Below are 15928 nucleotides of genomic sequence, written 5' to 3'. Positions count from 1 at the left end.
GCTGCCCAGCAATGCGCTCGATGGCAATAGGGCGCTGCTTCCCGCCGGCAGGCGGGACAAGAGGGGCGGGCGGCAACGCACCAGCCCCATCAAAAAGGGTTAGGAAACAAAGGCAATCCTATGAAAAAACAACTCATCACTTGCGCAGTGGCAGCCGCTGTGGCGACCACCTCATCCGCTGCCTTCGCGCAGACGCTGGACGAGGTGATGGAGCGCGGCTTTCTGCAGTGCGGCGTGACCGAAGGCGTACCCGGCTTCTCGTTCCCTGACGACAACAACAATTGGACGGGTCTGGAAGTCGATTTCTGTCGTGGCATGGCCGCGGCGATCTTCGACGATCCCGAAGCGGTTCGCTACACTCCGCTGACTTCGCAGGTTCGCTTCGAGAGCCTTGCCAACGGCAACATCGACGTCCTTTCGCGGACAACCACCTGGACGATGAGCCGCGACACCGACCTTGGCATCACCTTTACCGGCACCATGTTCTATGACGGTCAGGGCTTCATGGTGCGTGAAGATTCGGGCGTGACTTCGGCAGCCGAACTTTCGGGCGCTGCCGTTTGTATCGAGTCCGGCACCACCACCGAGCTCAACGCTGCCGACTACTTCGCCACACAGGGCATGGATCTTTCCAACGCCGTGGTGTTCGTCAACCAGGACGAAGTGGTTCAGGCCTATCTCGACGGACGTTGTGACGTATACACGACGGACTCTTCGGCCCTGGCCGCCGAGCGTTCGGGTTTCCCCGATCCTGAAGCCCATATCATCCTGCCCGAAATCATCTCCAAAGAGCCGCTTGGCCCCTCGGTTCGCTCTGGCGACACCCAGTGGTTCAATATCGCCAAGTGGACGCTGTTTGCGATGCTCAACGGCGAAGAACTCGGTGTAACCTCCGAGAACGTCGACGATATGCTCGGCTCGGAAAACCCCTCGATCCGTCGCCTCCTGGGCGTGGAAGGCGATTTCGGCACGCCGATCGGCCTTTCGGCTGATTGGGCCTACCGGATCATCAAGCACGTGGGCAGCTATGGCGAGCTCTACGACATGCACGTCGGTCCCGACACACCGATCAACATCCCGCGTGGCGTGAACAGCCTGTGGACTGATGGCGGCGTCATGTACGCTCCGCCGATCCGCTAAACGCCGACCACCTTTCGGCCCGGGCGCCCTGCGCCCGGGCATTTCCGAACCCGAGGTCAAGCAGCGCTCAACAGCTGCGGCACCACCGGTTTGGCCAGGGGTTAAGGGACCAACATGACAGACGTCTCGCAGAAGCCGCCGGGCGCATCGCCACGGTCAGGCATCGACGCATCTCTCTTTTACAATCCGACCGCGCGCGGCATCGCATATCAGGCTGCTTTGCTTATTGGGGTTGTGCTGTTGTTCTGGTGGCTGCAATCGAACGCAGCGGCAAACATGGCAGCACAGGGCAGAGCCACCGGCTTTGGATTTCTGTTCCAGACCGCCGGGTTCAACATCGGCTTCTCCCTTTTGCCGTTCGATCGGAGTTCGACCTATCTCGAAGTCTATATCGTCGGCATCTTGAACACGCTTCTGGTGGCAGCTGTCGGTATTGTCCTGGCAACCATACTCGGTTTCATCATCGGCATAGCGCGGCTGTCCTCCAATTTCCTGATCCGCAAGCTTGCGACGGTCTATGTCGAAGTGATGCGCAACATGCCGCTGCTGCTGCAGTTGTTCTTCTGGTATTTTATGGCGCTCAACGCGCTTCCGGCCGTTCGGCAAAGCTACGAGCTTCCCTTGGGCGCCGTACTGAACCAGCGCGGTCTTTACCTGCCGCTGCTCCAGTCAGACGGCCGCTTCCTTATCGTTCTCGGCGTCTTTGCCGTTTCGGTGATCGCTGCCGTAATCTGGCGCGGACGCCGCATCCGCAAGATGGAAGAAAAGGGCGACCGCCTTCCGGTTGTGTTGCCCATGCTCGGCATCATCCTGTTTCCGACGATCGTGGCGCTGATCGGCGCGCAAGCGCCCATCGCATTCAGCTACCCCGAACTGACCGGCTTCAACTACACCGGCGGGTTCGTCGTTCCGCCCGAATTGACGGCGCTGATCATGGGGCTGGTCATCTATACAGCGGCCTTTATTGCCGAAATCGTGCGGGCCGGCATCCAGGCCGTCAACTACGGCCAGGTCGAGGCCGCTTCCGCGCTCGGGCTCAAGGAGGGCGACAGGCTGCGGCTCGTCGTCATTCCACAGGCCATGCGGATCATCGTTCCCCCCCTGACCAGCCAGTATCTCAACCTGACCAAGAACTCCTCGCTCGGGGCGGCCATTGCCTTTCCCGAACTGGTCAACGTCTTCATGGGCACTGCGATCAACCAGAGCGGGCGAGCCGTCGAAATCGTGGCACTCACCATGGCGGTCTATCTCACGTTCTCGCTGACCACGTCGCTGTTCATGAACTGGTACAATTCGCGCGTCGCGCTGGTGGAGCGTTGAGATCATGAGCACAACAGACCTCAGCTTCGTCCGCACCAAGATGGCCGATCCGTTGCCGCCTCCGAGCCGCATGACGGGCATCGGCGCCTGGATGCGGACCAACCTTTTTTCCAGCCCGGGCAATTCGGTTCTCACAATTGTCGGGATTGCAGTGATCGTCTGGGCGCTGATCCCGATCTGGAATTTCCTGATTGCCGACGCCGTATTCACCGATCCCGAGGGTCTGCGCGGCGAAGCGTGCCGCTTCGAGGGGGTAGGGGCCTGCTGGATTTTCATCCAGGCGCGCTTCAACTTCTTCATCTACGGCTTTTATCCCCCCGATGAAATCTGGCGCATCAATTTGATGTTCATCATCGGGATCATCCTCCTGATCCCATTGCTCGCCCCCCGCATGCCTTTCGTGCGCACCGCCGCAATCCTGTTCTTTGGCGTTTATCCCTTCGTTGCCTACTTCCTCATGTATGGCGGCATCTTCGGGCTCGACGTCGTTCCCACGCGGCAATGGGGCGGCCTGACGCTGACCCTGATCATCTCGCTGATCGGCATTATCGTATCCATGCCGCTGGGCATTCTGCTTGCGCTCGGGCGGCAGTCCAAGCTGCCGGTGATCAAGGGATTCTGCGTCGCCTTCATCGAGCTCTGGCGCGCCGTGCCGCTGATCACCGTGCTGTTCATGGCCTCGGTCATGTTCCCGCTGTTCATGCCCCAGGGCACCAATCCCGACGTTCTGTTGCGCGCCATCATCGGCATAGTGCTGTTTGAATCGGCATACATGGCCGAAGTCGTGCGCGGCGGCCTGCAGGCGATCCCCGGCGGCCAGCGCGAAGCGTCCTACGCCTTGGGCATGAGCAAGCTCAAGACCACGGGGCTGATCGTCCTGCCGCAAGCGCTCAAGCACGTGATCCCTGGCATCGTGAACACCTTCATCGCCCTGTTCAAGGACACCACGCTGGTCTCGATCATCGGCATTTTCGAACTGCTCAACACCGTTCGGGCCGCCGGCTCGGACATCGCCTGGCAATTCCCCAGCGATGCGGTGACGGGCTATGTGTTCGCGGGCTTTGTGTTCTGGATATTCTGCTTCGGAATGTCCCGCTATTCGATCTACATGGAAGGCCGGCTCCATACCGGCCACAGGAGATAGGCTATGACCGCAAGCATGGAGACCCCTTCGGCCGATCCGAAGAAAATGACGGTCTCGGATACCGAGGTGGCGGTCGAAATCCGCAACATGAACAAGTGGTATGGTGACTTCCACGTGTTGCGCGATATCGACCTCAAGGTCATGCGCGGGGAGCGCATCGTCATTGCCGGTCCTTCGGGATCGGGCAAGTCGACGCTGATCCGCTGCGTCAACCGCCTCGAAGAGCATCAGCAGGGCGACATCATCGTTGACGGGATCGAACTCACAAACGATCTCAAGCGGATCGACGAGGTGCGCCGCGAAGTCGGCATGGTGTTCCAGCACTTCAATCTCTTCCCTCATCTTACCGTGCTGCAAAATCTCACCCTCGCCCCGATCTGGGTTCGCGGCACGCCCAAGGCCGAAGCCGAAGCGCAGGCCATGAAGTATCTCGAGCGCGTCAAGATCCCCGAGCAGGCCAACAAGTTTCCGGGCCAGCTTTCGGGCGGTCAGCAGCAACGCGTGGCGATCGCACGCTCGCTTTGCATGAACCCCAAGATCATGCTGTTCGATGAGCCGACCTCGGCCCTCGATCCCGAAATGATCAAGGAAGTGCTTGAGGTGATGGTCCAGCTTGCCGAGGATGGCATGACCATAGTCTGCGTCACCCACGAAATGGGTTTCGCCCGTCAGGTCGCCAACCGTGTGATTTTTATGGATCAGGGCCAGATCATCGAGCAGAACGAGCCGGAGGCCTTCTTCTCGAACCCCCAGCACGAACGCACAAAGCTCTTCCTGAGCCAGATTCTGCATTAGAGCGTGTCCAGCAAAAGTGGAAACGGTTTTGCGGTTCGGACACGCGACAAAACAAGGGTTTAGAGCCGAGGATTTGATTCAATCAAATCCTGAACGGCTCTAGAACGAGCGATCGCATTCGGACAAGGGCCGTGCCACGGGGCGCGGCCCTTTCCATGTCCGGGCGCGGATGCACGAGCAATTGTCCGGGGGAAACCGGTGTCTCGCCTTGACCCCAAATGCCCCCATGCCAATATGGCCGTCCATTTTCAAAGGAGCGGGCCTGCCCGCATAAAACTTGCATTCACTCTTGCGGCTTTTGCGGATTCCTGCCGGTGCGGCCCTTGTGGCCGCGCTGCTGCTGGCTGGTCAGCCGAGCGCATTTGCTCAAGAGGTCGAAGCCGAAACCAGCGCGCCGTTCACCATCTCCATGCTCGAAACGGTGCGGACACGCGGCTATGTCATCTGCGCGGCGACAAATCCGCTGCCCGGCTTCGCCCAGATCAGTCCCGAAGGGCTCTGGTCGGGATTCGATGTCGATCTGTGCCGCGCTGTTGCCGCCGCAATTTTTGGTGACCCCTCGCGTGTGGAGTTTCGTCCGCTCTCCGGACAAAGCCGTTTTGCCCACCTTGCCATGGGCGAGGTCGACCTTGTCGTCAGGAATTCCCCCTGGACCATGTCGCGGGACACCCAATATGGCGCGACCTATGTGGCCACTTCATTCTTCGACGGACAGGCCTTCATGGTTCCCGATCGCCTGGGCGTCGTTTCCGCCTACGAGCTCGAAGAGGTGACCATCTGCGTGGCATCCAATTCGGATTCGGCGCGCCGCCTCGATGAGTTCTTCTTTTTCAATCAGCTCGGCTATGAGGAACTTCTCTATGAGGACCGCGAGGATCTCGCTGTCGCCTACAGATCGGGTGAATGCGATACCATCACCGGCTCGGCCAGCTGGCTGCAGGCCATTCGCCGCACAATGCCCGAACCGGGCTCCCATGCCATCCTGCCCGAGCGATTGAGCAAGGAACCCTATGGGCCCGTGGTGCGCAGCGACGACGCCCAGTGGGCGGCCATTGTCCGCCGCACCCTTTACGCGCTCATCAATGCCGAAGAATACGGGGTCACCTCGGTCAATATCGAATCGATGATGTCGGCACGCACACCGGCCATCAGGCGCCTTCTCGGTGTCGAGGACGACGTGGGCAGCGATCTGGGGCTCCGCGCCACCTGGATGCGCGACGTCATCCGCAGTGTCGGCAATTACGGCGAGATCTATTCGCGCCATTTCGGCGCCGCGGCCGGCGCCCAGCTCCTGCGCGGCCAGAACGCGTTGTGGCTCAATGGTGGGCTCATGTACGCCCCGCCCGTCTACTGAGCCGCCGAACGCGTCACAAGATGGGTGAAAACAGTCTTGCCCCCTGACAGAGCAGGCGGAACGGATAGCTGCGCCGTTTCAGGTTGCGCTCGGTGGTCAGGTACGAGCCCTCAAAATCGGTATCGAGCATGGCCGCGACATTGGCGATCATATCGCTGTCGGTAAACCACAGCGTTGCTTCGAAATTGATGTTGAACGAGCGGTAGTCGAAATTGACAGTGCCCACGCCGGCGATCTGGTCGTCGCACAGGATGACCTTCTGGTGCAGGAACCCTTTTCCATAGCGATGCACCTTGATGCCGTGGGCCACCATCTGGTCGGCATGGGCATAGCTCGCCAGCCAGACGATGAGATGATCGGGCTTGCGCGGCAACAGAATGCGCACGTCCACCCCGCGCAGCGAAGCGGCATAGAGCGCCGTCTGGATTTCGATTCCGGGGACGAAATAGGGGCTGACGATCCACAGGCGCTCGCGGGCCCGTGAAATCACTTCCGTAAAGGCAATGGCGCAGTCCTCGAGCTTGTCGGCGGGTCCGGTCGGCATCACCAGTATCGGCTGGTTGCCCGGCGTCGGTATGGTGCTGGGATAGCGGGCGGGCAGTTCCTCGCCGGTTGCCCAGTGCCAGTCCTCGCGAAACATCAGCGCACAGGCCAGCGCGGCGGGCCCGGTCACGTGGACATGGGTATCGCGCCAGCGTCCCAGCTTGGGGTTCTTGCCCAGATATTCATCGCCGACATTGTGGCCTCCAACCCAGGACTCCACCCCATCGACAACCACATTCTTGCGATGATTGCGATAGTTGATGCGCGTCAGCCCGTAGAGCCGCAGGAACGGGTGACGGTGGTTGAACCCGACGATCTTGATGCCGTGTTCGTTGAGCCGCTTTTTGTAACTGCGGGGTAGGGCGTGGCTGCCCGCGTCGTCATAAAGCACATAGACCTGCACGCCCGCATCGGCCCGCTCGATCAGCGCATCTGCAAACCGGCGGCCGAGATCGTCGTCGCGAATGATGTAAAATTGGACAAGCACATAGTCCTTGGCCCGCGAAATCCCGTCGATGATCGAGGCAAACGTATCCTCGCCGTCGATCAGCAGCGAAGCCGAGTTGCCATAGAGAAACGGCAGTTCGGCAACCTTGCGCAGCACCGGCCAGTCATCGCTCGTATTCTCGTCGACAATCCGCAGGTCGTCCGAGCGCGCAAGCCGCCAGCTGCGGCCCGAGTGAATCTGGGATTCCGCATAGTCGTCGAACAGCTTCCAGCCGAACAGCAGATAGATGATCGTGGTGGGGAAGGGCAGGATCAGGAGCGACAGCAGCCAGGCGATCGTGCCCTGCGAAGTGCGCGAATTCATGATCTCGCGCACGGCGCAAACGATCGCCAGAACATAGTTGGCCAGGTAGAGCGTGGCCAGAAAGCTGAAATTATCGGCTACGGCTCTGACCAGATCCACGCAAATTCCGCCTAGCTATCGGCCTCCAGCACCGCATTGACATCGACCGTGGGTCCGGCCTCCAGCCAATCTGGCACCGGCAATTCCTTGGAGCGCAGGAAGGCCGGATTGAACAGTTTCGACTGATAGCGATTGCCATAGTCGCAGAGCACGGTGACAATGGTTTTGCCCGGACCCAGTTCCCGGGCCAGTCTCACAGCGCCCGCAATATTGATTGCAGACGAGCCGCCAAGGCACAATCCCTCCTGGGCGATCAGGTCGAAGATATAGGGAAGCGCCTCGCTGTCGGGGATCTGGTAGGCGTGATCGACACTGAGGCCCTCCAAATTCGCTGTAATGCGGCCCTGGCCGATCCCCTCGGTGATCGAACCGCCCGACGATTTCAGCTCGCCATTGGTATAGTAGCTGTAGAGCGCCGCGCCTTCAGGGTCGGCCAGGCCGATCTGGATGTCCTTGTTGCGCTCCCTGAGCGCCATGGCCACACCGCCCAGCGTGCCGCCCGAACCCACCGCGCAGATAAACCCGTCGACCTTGCCGTCGGTCTGGTCGAAAATTTCCGGCCCGGTGGTGTCGATATGGGCCTGCCGGTTGGCGATATTGTCGAACTGGTTGGCCCAGATCGCCCCATTGGGCAGTTCGGACGCCAGCTTCTCGGCCAGCCGCCCGGACACCTTCACGTAATTGTTGGGGTTCCGGTAGGGCTTGGCGGGCACTTCGATCAACTCGGCCCCTGCCAGCCGGATCGCGTCCTTTTTTTCCTGGCTCTGGGTTTCGGGAATGACGATGACTGTTTTAAAGCCCATCGCATTGCCGACCAGTGCCAGCCCAATACCGGTATTGCCGGCGGTGCCCTCGACGATGGTGCCGCCCGGACCAAGATCCCCGCGCGCAACGGCATCGTTGATGATATAGAGCGCCGCGCGGTCCTTGACCGACTGCCCGGGATTGAGGAATTCGGCCTTGCCCCAGATTTCGCACCCGGTCGCTTCGGAAACGGCGTTGAGGCGGATCAGCGGGGTGTTCCCGATGGCGGAAGGCATGTCTTTGAAACGGATCATGGTGGGGCAACAGCTTTTTGAATGTGGACCCAGATGGTAGTGACCTCATTCGCACCGAACAAGGCCGCACGGCGTTGATCGGTCGGGGTTTTTCAGTTCACCGCCGTTTTGCGCAATCCTCTGCCAAGACACGCGCCAACGCCGCAAACCTGTTGCGTCAGCGCTTGAGCGTATCGAGCGCGCGCTCCCGGCTGGCTTTGAGCTCAACGATCGGTTCGGGATAAGTCGTGCCCAATTTAAGGCCCGCCTTATCCAGCGTCCCGGCATCGGCCAGCCATGGCTTGTGAACCCATTTGTCGGGCAAGTCCTTGAGCTCGGGAACCCACTCGCGCACATAGTCGCCGCCGGGATCGAACTTTTCCCCTTGGGTCACAGGGTTAAATATCCGGAAATAGGGCGCTGCGTCCGCGCCGCTCCCGGCTACCCATTGCCAGCTTGCCGGATTGTTGGCCGGGTCGGCATCGACCAGCGTGTCCCAGAACCAGTTTTCGCCCTTGCGCCAGTCGATCAGCAAATTCTTGGTCAACAGCGATGCGGTCAGCATGCGCACCCGATTGTGCATCCACCCGGTCTGCCACAGCTGCCGCATGCCCGCATCGATGATAGGAATGCCGGTCTGACCCTTCTGCCAGGCATGTAACGCCTTGGTGTCGGTCCGCCATTCGATTTCATCGAACCGCCCCTGCATCGAATGTCGCGCTATGTCGTCCCGGTGGTAGAGCAAATGATAGGAAAACTCCCGCCACGCCACCTCCGAGAGAAACGTCTCGCCCGCGCCCGCCATCGACGGTTTGGAATCGATCAGGTGCCGCACCGCAAACCAGATTTGTCGCGGCCCGATTTCCCCGAACCGCAAATGTGGCGACATCCGCGACGTCCCGTCCTTGCGCGGCAGATCGCGATCATTGGGGTAATCGGCCAGCAGATCGTCGAGAAAATCGGAAAGAACCCGCTTTGCCGCGTCTTCCCCGATCGCCCAGCGCTTCAATATCCCGTCGGCCCAACCCGGCGGCCCGTCAAAATCGAGGGCAGGGGCCGTGATCGCCCCGTGCTTTTCGATCCGCCCGATCGGTTCGGGGATCGGCTTGTCCCTGAGCGCCTTCCAGAACGGGGTGAAAACGCCGTAGGGCGTACCCTGTTGGGTGGCGATGTCCCAGGGCTCGACAAGCAGTGAGCCATTGAAACTCTCAACTGCGACGCCATCGCACTTGAGCTCTTTCTTGATTGCCCCGTCATGGCCGCGCCCCGCCGGGTCATATCGGCGGTTCCAGTACACCCGCCCCGCCTTGGTTTCCCGGGCCATATCGGGGATGATCTTCCCGCTCTCGCCCTCACGATAGGACAACCGCACACCTCGCGCCGCCAAATCGCCATTGAGCGCTTCAAGGCTCTTGTGCAGCCACACCTTCGCCGCGCCACCAGGGCGCCGCAGTCCACGATCCGTCTCGAGCACATAGACCGCATGCACCGGCTCCTCATGCTTGAGGGCCGCCGCGAGGGCGGGATTGTCCGCAATGCGCAAATCGTTTCTGAGCCAAACCAATGTGGAACTGGCCATGAAAAAACTTTCTTTTCCGTCTGAAAGGGCAAGTCGAAAAATGCGCCGCTCCGGCACATTTGGAATAATCGCGCCGTTCTCGTCCGATACGGGCAAAGCTGGCGTTCAGATCAAGCCGCCATGCGTCCGGTGCAGTTGTCCGCGCCGTCATGCTGGAATATGTCTGAAACCGAAAACGTTCCGAACCTTTGGAATAATGCCATGTCCATGTCCCCCACCTCTTTGTCTCATTTGTCTCGTCTGGAGAGTGAGAGCATTGAGATTTTCCGTGAGGTTGCGGCGAGTTTCGAGCGTCCTGTGATGATGTATTCGATCGGCAAGGATTCGTCGGTTTTGCTGCATTTGGCGCGCAAGGCGTTTTATCCTTCGCGCATCCCGTTTCCGCTCTTGCATGTGAACACGACCTGGAAGTTCGCCGAGATGATCGCGTTTCGTGATCGGATGGCCGAGCAATACGGGTTCGACCTGATCAGCCACACCAATCCCGATGGTTTGCGCGACAATATCAACCCGTTCGACCATGGCTCCTCGCGCTATACCGACATCATGAAGACCCAGGCGCTGCGCCAGGCGCTTTCGGCCGGCCAGTACGATGCGGCGATTGGCGGGGCGCGGCGCGACGAGGAAAAAAGCCGGGCCAAGGAGCGGATTTTCTCGCACAGGAATGCGTCCCACGCCTGGGATCCCAAGAACCAGCGCCCCGAATTGTGGCGGGTGTTCAACACGCGGCTCAATCCGGGCGAATCGATGCGGGTGTTCCCGATCTCGAACTGGACCGAGCTCGATGTGTGGACCTATATCTACGCCGAAAACATCGAATTGCCCTCGCTGTACTTTGCCAAAAAGCGCCCCGTGGTCGAGCGCTCGGGCACGCTCATCATGGTCGATGACGAGCGCATGCGGCTCGAGCCCGGCGAAACGCCGCGCGAGGAGATGGTGCGGTTTCGCACGCTGGGCTGCTATCCCTTGACCGGCGCCATCCGGTCCTCTGCGGCAACGCTGCCCGAGATCATCATGGAAATGCAGGCATCCCGCACTTCCGAGCGCGAGGGCCGCCTGATCGACAGCGATTCGGTGGGCTCGATGGAGAAGAAAAAGCAGGAAGGGTACTTCTGATGGAGCGTTCGCAGCAAAAGTGGGAACCGGTTTTGCGGTTCGCGAACGCGACCAGACAGAAAAGTCTGCGTTCGCAGCAAAAGTGGGAACCGGTTTTGCGGTTCGCGAACGCGACCAGACAGAAAAGTCTGCGTTCGCAGCAAAAGCATGTCCTCGGGCCCCGACCCGACGGATGGGAACCGGTTTTGCGGTTCGCGAACGCGACCAAGGGAGAACGATAATGTCAACGCTCGCTTCTGCACCTGCTTCCGCCCCGTCCGCCGATACCGACATCGGGCTCTGGCTGAGCCAGCAGACCGACAAGTCGCTGCTGCGCTTTCTGACCTGCGGTTCGGTCGATGACGGCAAATCGACGCTCATCGGGCGGCTGCTCTATGACAGCCAGCTCATCCTCGACGATCAGTTGGCGACATTGAAGAACGACAGCCGCAACCGCCATGTGGGCGATGAGGGCATCGATTTTTCGTTGCTGGTCGACGGTCTGGTCGCGGAGCGCGAGCAGGGCATCACCATCGATGTGGCGTATCGCTTCTTTTCCACCGACAGGCGCAAGTTCATCGTCGCCGATACCCCCGGCCATGAGCAATACACCCGCAACATGGCGACCGGGGCCTCCAACGCCGATCTGGCGCTCTTGCTGGTCGATGCGCGCAAGGGGCTTTTGACCCAGACCCGCCGCCACAGCTTCATCCTGTCGCTGATCGGGGTCAAACATGTCGTGCTGGTGGTCAACAAGATCGATTTGATGGACTATTCCCAGGAGGTCTTCGACAAAATCGTTGCCGACTACACCGAGTTTGCCAAAGATCTCGGCTTTGCCTCGCTGGCCGCCGTGCCCATTTCGGCGCTGCGCGGCGACAACATCGTTCAAAACTCCGAGCGCACCCCCTGGTACACGGGCACGCCGCTGCTGCCCTATCTCGAAGAGATCGCGGTCGACCAGGACAAGAGCAAATCCCCGTTCCGCTTTCCGGTGCAATGGGTCAACCGCCCCAATCTCGACTTCCGCGGCTTTTCGGGCACGATTGCCGGCGGCACGGTCTCGGTGGGCGAGGAGGTGCTGGTTGCCGCCTCGCGCAAGCCGGCGAAAATCGCCCGCATCGTCACAATGGATGGCGATCTGCAAAGCGCCATTGCCGGGCAGGCGGTGACACTTGTGCTCGACCGTGAGATCGACATCTCGCGCGGCGACATGCTCACCCATCCCGGCCACACCCCGGACTATTCCAACCAGTTCCAGGCCGAAATCGTGTGGATGGCCGAAGAGCCCGCCTATCCCGGGCGCTCCTATCTTTTAAAGATCGGCAGCCAGCTGGTCCCGGCCACGCTCACCGATCTCAAGCACAAGACCAACGTCAACACGCTGGAAAAATCGGCAGCCAAGCGGCTCGAACTCAACGAGGTCGGCACGCTCACCCTGGCCACCGACAAGCCGATTGCCTTCGATCCCTACCAGACCAACGGGCTGACCGGCGGGTTCATTCTGATCGACCGGATCAACAATTTGACCCTTGGCGCCGGCACCATCAGCTACGGGCTGCAGCGGGGTAAGAACCTCACCTACCAGTCCTTCGACGTCAATCGCGAGGTCCGCGCGCTCCAAAAGGGCCAGACACCGCAGATCGTGTGGTTCACCGGGCTTTCGGGCTCGGGCAAGTCCACTGTCGCCAACCTTCTCGAAAAGCGCCTGACCGCCGAGGGCCGTCACGTCTATATCCTCGATGGCGACAACATCCGCCACGGTCTCAACAAGGATCTGGGCTTTACCGACGCCGCCCGCGTCGAAAACATCCGCCGGGTCGCCGAAGTGGCGCGGCTGATGGCCGATGCCGGGCTGATCGTGCTCGTCTCGTTCATCTCCCCGTTCCGCAACGAGCGGCGCCTGGCCCGCGAAGTGGCCGGCGACATCGCGTTTATCGAAGCCTATGTCGATACCCCCCTCGAAGTCTGCGAACAGCGCGACCCCAAGGGACTCTACGCCAAAGCCCGCGCCGGCCAGATCACCAACTTCACCGGCATCGACAGCCCCTTCGAACCCCCCGAGCGCGCCGACATAACCCTTTCCGGCGCAACAAAAACGCCCGAACAAATGTCCGACGAAATCTATAAGAAATTGTCTGTCTGAGGTCGGGTCCCAGGCCGCCAGATCCCGTAGTAACCCCGGTCCCTCTGGGCCAGGTCTTGAGGGGACTCCTTCGCTGCCCCGGTGAAAGCCGGGGCCCAGCAGCCCGGCCCGAAGCTCCGCCGCCAGTTGCTATACCCATGGGCCCCGGCGTTCGCCGGACAGCAACGGAGAGGAAAACCCCGGAGCCGTTCCCCCTCGGTCAGCCGCTTTCGCCAGGTCTTGAGGGGAAACCTGCGCGGCCCCTCCTTCGCTGCCCCGGTGAAAACCGGGGCCCAGCAGCCCGGCCCGAGGCTCCACCGCCAGTTGCTATCCCCATAAGCCCCGGCGTTCGCCGGGGCAGCAACGGAGAGGAAAACCCCGGAGCCGTTCCCCCTCGGTCAGCCGGTTTCGCCCGGTCTTGAGGGATACGCCAGCGTCCTCCTCCTTCGCTGCCCCGGTGAAAACCGGGGCCCAGCAGCCCGGCCCGAGGCTCTACCGCCAGTTGCTATCCCCATTAGCCCCGGCGTTCGCGCGACAGCAACGGAGAGGGAAAAATCCCGCGGCCCTTCCCCCCTTGGTCACCCCGGCCTTGCGCCGGGGTCCAGTACACTCAGTTTTTCCGGTTACGCGCCCGAACAGCGCCTCGCGCAAACGCTACCCGAACAGATCCAGCGTCATCTCCGGCGCGGGCGCGGGTTTGGGCTTTGGGCGTGCCTTGGTTTTCACCGGCGCCGCTTCGACGCGCTCGACCCTCTCCGGTTTTACCGCTTCTGCAACCGGTACCAGCGGCACCACCCAGTCCCGCAGCGCAACGAGCGCATCGGGAACCAGACAATAAAGCCGCCGCTGCCTGTCCGCTCTCACGGTCACGACACCGCTATCCCGCAGCACTTTGAGATGCTGGGAGATCGCCGGTTGCGTCACACCGGGAAACGCGGCCACGAATGCCCCGGCCGGCAATTCTCCGCCAACCAGCATATCGATCATCCGGCGCCGCGTGGGATCGGCAACAACAGCGAAAATATTCATAAGCGCCGATTTATACACTCGGGCTCCAAGCGCAAGATGCCCACGCCTCCGGGGCTTTCAACCCTGTGGAAATCTACTCGAGCAGCTCGGCAAGCTCGTTCAGTGCCTCGTGCCACGCCTCGATCGAGAAAATCCGCGACTCCGCGTCCGCATGCGCCTCGGCGATTTCAACGATTGTGATTTCCGTGCGAGCACCATCGACCGGCGCGAACGTGACGATCAGCGTGCTGTCGTGTTCGGCGTCCTCGCCCTCCATATGCCAGAGTTCGACCAGCTTGCGGTCCTGTTCATAGCTGGCCACAGTGCCGCTGATCACATGAGTGACACCGGGCTCGTCGGCATCTGACGTCTCGAAACGAAACTTCCCGCCCTCGAACGGCTCGAACTCGACATTTTCGGCCTGCCATTGTTCGAGCAGGGCCGGATCGGTCCACGCGGCGAACAACTCATCGGCCGGCGCGTCGATTGTGCGCGAAAGGGTGATTGAGTGTTCTGCCTGATCGGTCATGTCAGTCTCCCGTGTTGGGCAGCAATGCCGCCAAAAGTCCCGCAAGCGGCAGGAAGGCGCAAAGCTGGAATACAAAAATGATGCTCGTCGCGTCGGCCACGACCCCCAGCACGGCGGCCCCCAATGCGCCCATGCCGAACGCAAAGCCGAACATCAGGCCCGCGATCATGCCCACCCAGCCCGGCATCAATTCCTGGGCGTAGACCAGAATGGCCGAGAACGCCGACGCCAGGATGAACCCGATGATCGCGGTCAAAACGATCGAAAGCTCTAGTCCCACATAGGGCAGGGCCAACGTGAAGGGAAGGGGCCCCAGAATCGAAACCCAGATCACCAGCTTGCGCCCGACCCTGTCACCCACCGGCCCGCCAATAAACGTGCCCGCCGCGGCGGCGCCAAGGAAAACGAAGAGATAGAGTTGCGCCGTCGAAGCTTCCAGCCCGAACTTTTCGATCAGGAAAAACGAATAAAAGCTGGTCATCGACGCCATGTATACGTTCTTGCTCAGGACCAGCAGGGCCAGAATGGCAAACGCACCGAGCAGTCGGGAACGCGAAAGCGAGCGGGTGCGAACCGGCATGGGCTGGGGCTTTCTCATCCGGTTCTGTCCAGCATACCACCGGCTTACGGCAAACAGCACGGTAATGGCGGTCAGCGCCACGATGGCAAACCAGGAGACGCTGCCCTGGCCGCGCGGAATGATGATAAAGGCGGCCAAAAGCGGCCCCATCGCGGTTCCCACATTGCCGCCGACTTGAAACAGCGACTGCGCAAACCCGTGCCGTCCGCCCGAGGCCATGCGCGCGACGCGCGAGGATTCGGGATGAAAGATCGACGAGCCGACCCCGATCAGCGCCGCCGCAACCAGCAGCATCGGAAAACTTGAAGCAACCGAGAGAACCAGCAGGCCGCTCAGCGTCGAACACATGGCGATCGGCAGTGAGTAAGGCTTTGGATATCTGTCGGTGTAGTATCCCACCAGCGGCTGCAGCAGCGACGCCGTAAGCTGGTTGACCAGCGTGATCAGCCCGATCTGGGTAAAATCGAGCGCATAGATTTCACGCAGCAACGGATAGACCGCAGGCAGCAGCGCCTGCATCAGATCGTTGAGCATGTGCGAAAAGCTGATGGCAAACAGCACCCATAGGGACGCTGTTTGCCGTGCGGGCTGGTGCTCCGCTGTCGTGGCGGTCATGGGAGTAATCCGGAAAGGCAGCGGCGTGGTGTGTCCACGCCACTTGTGTTCTCGGAAAAACCGTTACGACCGCCCCGTTGGTTCGTCAAGCGAGGCCAGGCGTACCTCCAGAGCGCGTCCAGCAAAAGTGGAAACGGTTTTGCGGTTCGGACGC

13 protein-coding genes are annotated in these 15928 nt (G+C 60.9%); 7 read left to right on the top strand and 6 right to left on the bottom strand.

Annotated features, from left to right (window positions below; translation table 11 throughout):
- The first annotated feature begins 120 nt into the window (after positions 1–120).
- The 5 genes from ACP148_RS08655 (at position 121) to ACP148_RS08635 (ending at position 5753) form a co-directional block, all read left to right on the top strand.
- Positions 121–1140 (top strand): amino acid ABC transporter substrate-binding protein, encoded by a 1020-nt coding sequence (locus tag ACP148_RS08655; protein ID WP_421950520.1) that lies wholly within the window; start codon positions 121–123, stop codon positions 1138–1140.
- A 114-nt stretch (positions 1141–1254) separates the two neighbouring features.
- Positions 1255–2460 (top strand): amino acid ABC transporter permease, encoded by a 1206-nt coding sequence (locus ACP148_RS08650; protein ID WP_421950519.1) that lies wholly within the window; start codon positions 1255–1257, stop codon positions 2458–2460.
- Between the two features lie 4 nt (positions 2461–2464).
- Entirely contained in the window at positions 2465–3604 is a 1140-nt protein-coding gene (locus tag ACP148_RS08645; protein ID WP_421950518.1) for an amino acid ABC transporter permease, read from the top strand.
- 15 nt (positions 3605–3619) lie between these two features.
- Complete coding sequence (locus ACP148_RS08640) at positions 3620–4399, top strand: amino acid ABC transporter ATP-binding protein (RefSeq protein WP_425033622.1); 780 nt, start codon at positions 3620–3622, stop codon at positions 4397–4399.
- A gap of 325 nt (positions 4400–4724) precedes the next feature.
- A complete protein-coding gene (locus tag ACP148_RS08635) occupies positions 4725–5753 on the top strand; it encodes an amino acid ABC transporter substrate-binding protein (RefSeq protein ID WP_421950517.1) in 1029 nt (342 codons plus the stop codon).
- A gap of 13 nt (positions 5754–5766) precedes the next feature.
- On the opposite strand, the gene cls is transcribed toward ACP148_RS08635, so the two are convergent.
- The 3 genes from cls to ACP148_RS08620 all read right to left on the bottom strand — a co-directional run bounded on the left by cls (position 5767) and on the right by ACP148_RS08620 (position 9822).
- Positions 5767–7206 (bottom strand): cardiolipin synthase, encoded by a 1440-nt coding sequence (gene cls, locus ACP148_RS08630; protein WP_421950516.1) that lies wholly within the window; start codon positions 7204–7206, stop codon positions 5767–5769.
- A gap of 11 nt (positions 7207–7217) precedes the next feature.
- Positions 7218–8264, bottom strand: coding sequence for a cysteine synthase A (locus tag ACP148_RS08625; protein ID WP_421950515.1), 1047 nt, complete (start codon positions 8262–8264; stop codon positions 7218–7220).
- A 157-nt stretch (positions 8265–8421) separates the two neighbouring features.
- Complete coding sequence (locus ACP148_RS08620; RefSeq protein ID WP_421950514.1) at positions 8422–9822, bottom strand: cryptochrome/photolyase family protein; 1401 nt, start codon at positions 9820–9822, stop codon at positions 8422–8424.
- A gap of 201 nt (positions 9823–10023) precedes the next feature.
- On the opposite strand from ACP148_RS08620, the gene cysD reads away from it, so the two are divergent.
- Both cysD and cysN read left to right on the top strand, forming a co-directional pair.
- Positions 10024–10938: a sulfate adenylyltransferase subunit CysD gene (gene cysD, locus ACP148_RS08615; RefSeq protein ID WP_421950513.1), complete on the top strand. Its 915-nt coding sequence runs from the start codon at positions 10024–10026 to the stop codon at positions 10936–10938.
- 220 nt (positions 10939–11158) lie between these two features.
- Positions 11159–13063, top strand: a complete 1905-nt coding sequence (cysN, locus tag ACP148_RS08610) for a sulfate adenylyltransferase subunit CysN (protein ID WP_421950512.1) — start codon at positions 11159–11161, stop codon at positions 13061–13063.
- Between the two features lie 633 nt (positions 13064–13696).
- Here the strand turns inward: cysN and ACP148_RS08605 are convergent.
- The 3 genes from ACP148_RS08605 to ACP148_RS08595 all read right to left on the bottom strand — a co-directional run bounded on the left by ACP148_RS08605 (position 13697) and on the right by ACP148_RS08595 (position 15774).
- Positions 13697–14071, bottom strand: coding sequence for an ArsR/SmtB family transcription factor (locus ACP148_RS08605; protein ID WP_421950511.1), 375 nt, complete (start codon positions 14069–14071; stop codon positions 13697–13699).
- A gap of 73 nt (positions 14072–14144) precedes the next feature.
- Positions 14145–14579 carry an SRPBCC family protein gene (locus tag ACP148_RS08600; protein ID WP_421950510.1) on the bottom strand — a complete coding sequence of 145 codons (435 nt, stop codon included), beginning with the start codon at positions 14577–14579 and terminating at the stop codon, positions 14145–14147.
- Between the two features lies 1 nt (position 14580).
- Complete coding sequence (locus ACP148_RS08595) at positions 14581–15774, bottom strand: MFS transporter (protein ID WP_421950509.1); 1194 nt, start codon at positions 15772–15774, stop codon at positions 14581–14583.
- Positions 15775–15928: the final 154 nt, after the last annotated feature.

This window comes from Pelagibacterium sp. (genome assembly GCF_965249125.1).
Lineage (GTDB): Bacteria > Pseudomonadota > Alphaproteobacteria > Rhizobiales > Devosiaceae > Pelagibacterium.
Note: the sequence above shows the minus strand (reverse complement) of the source record. Positions and strands in the feature narration are given on the sequence as shown.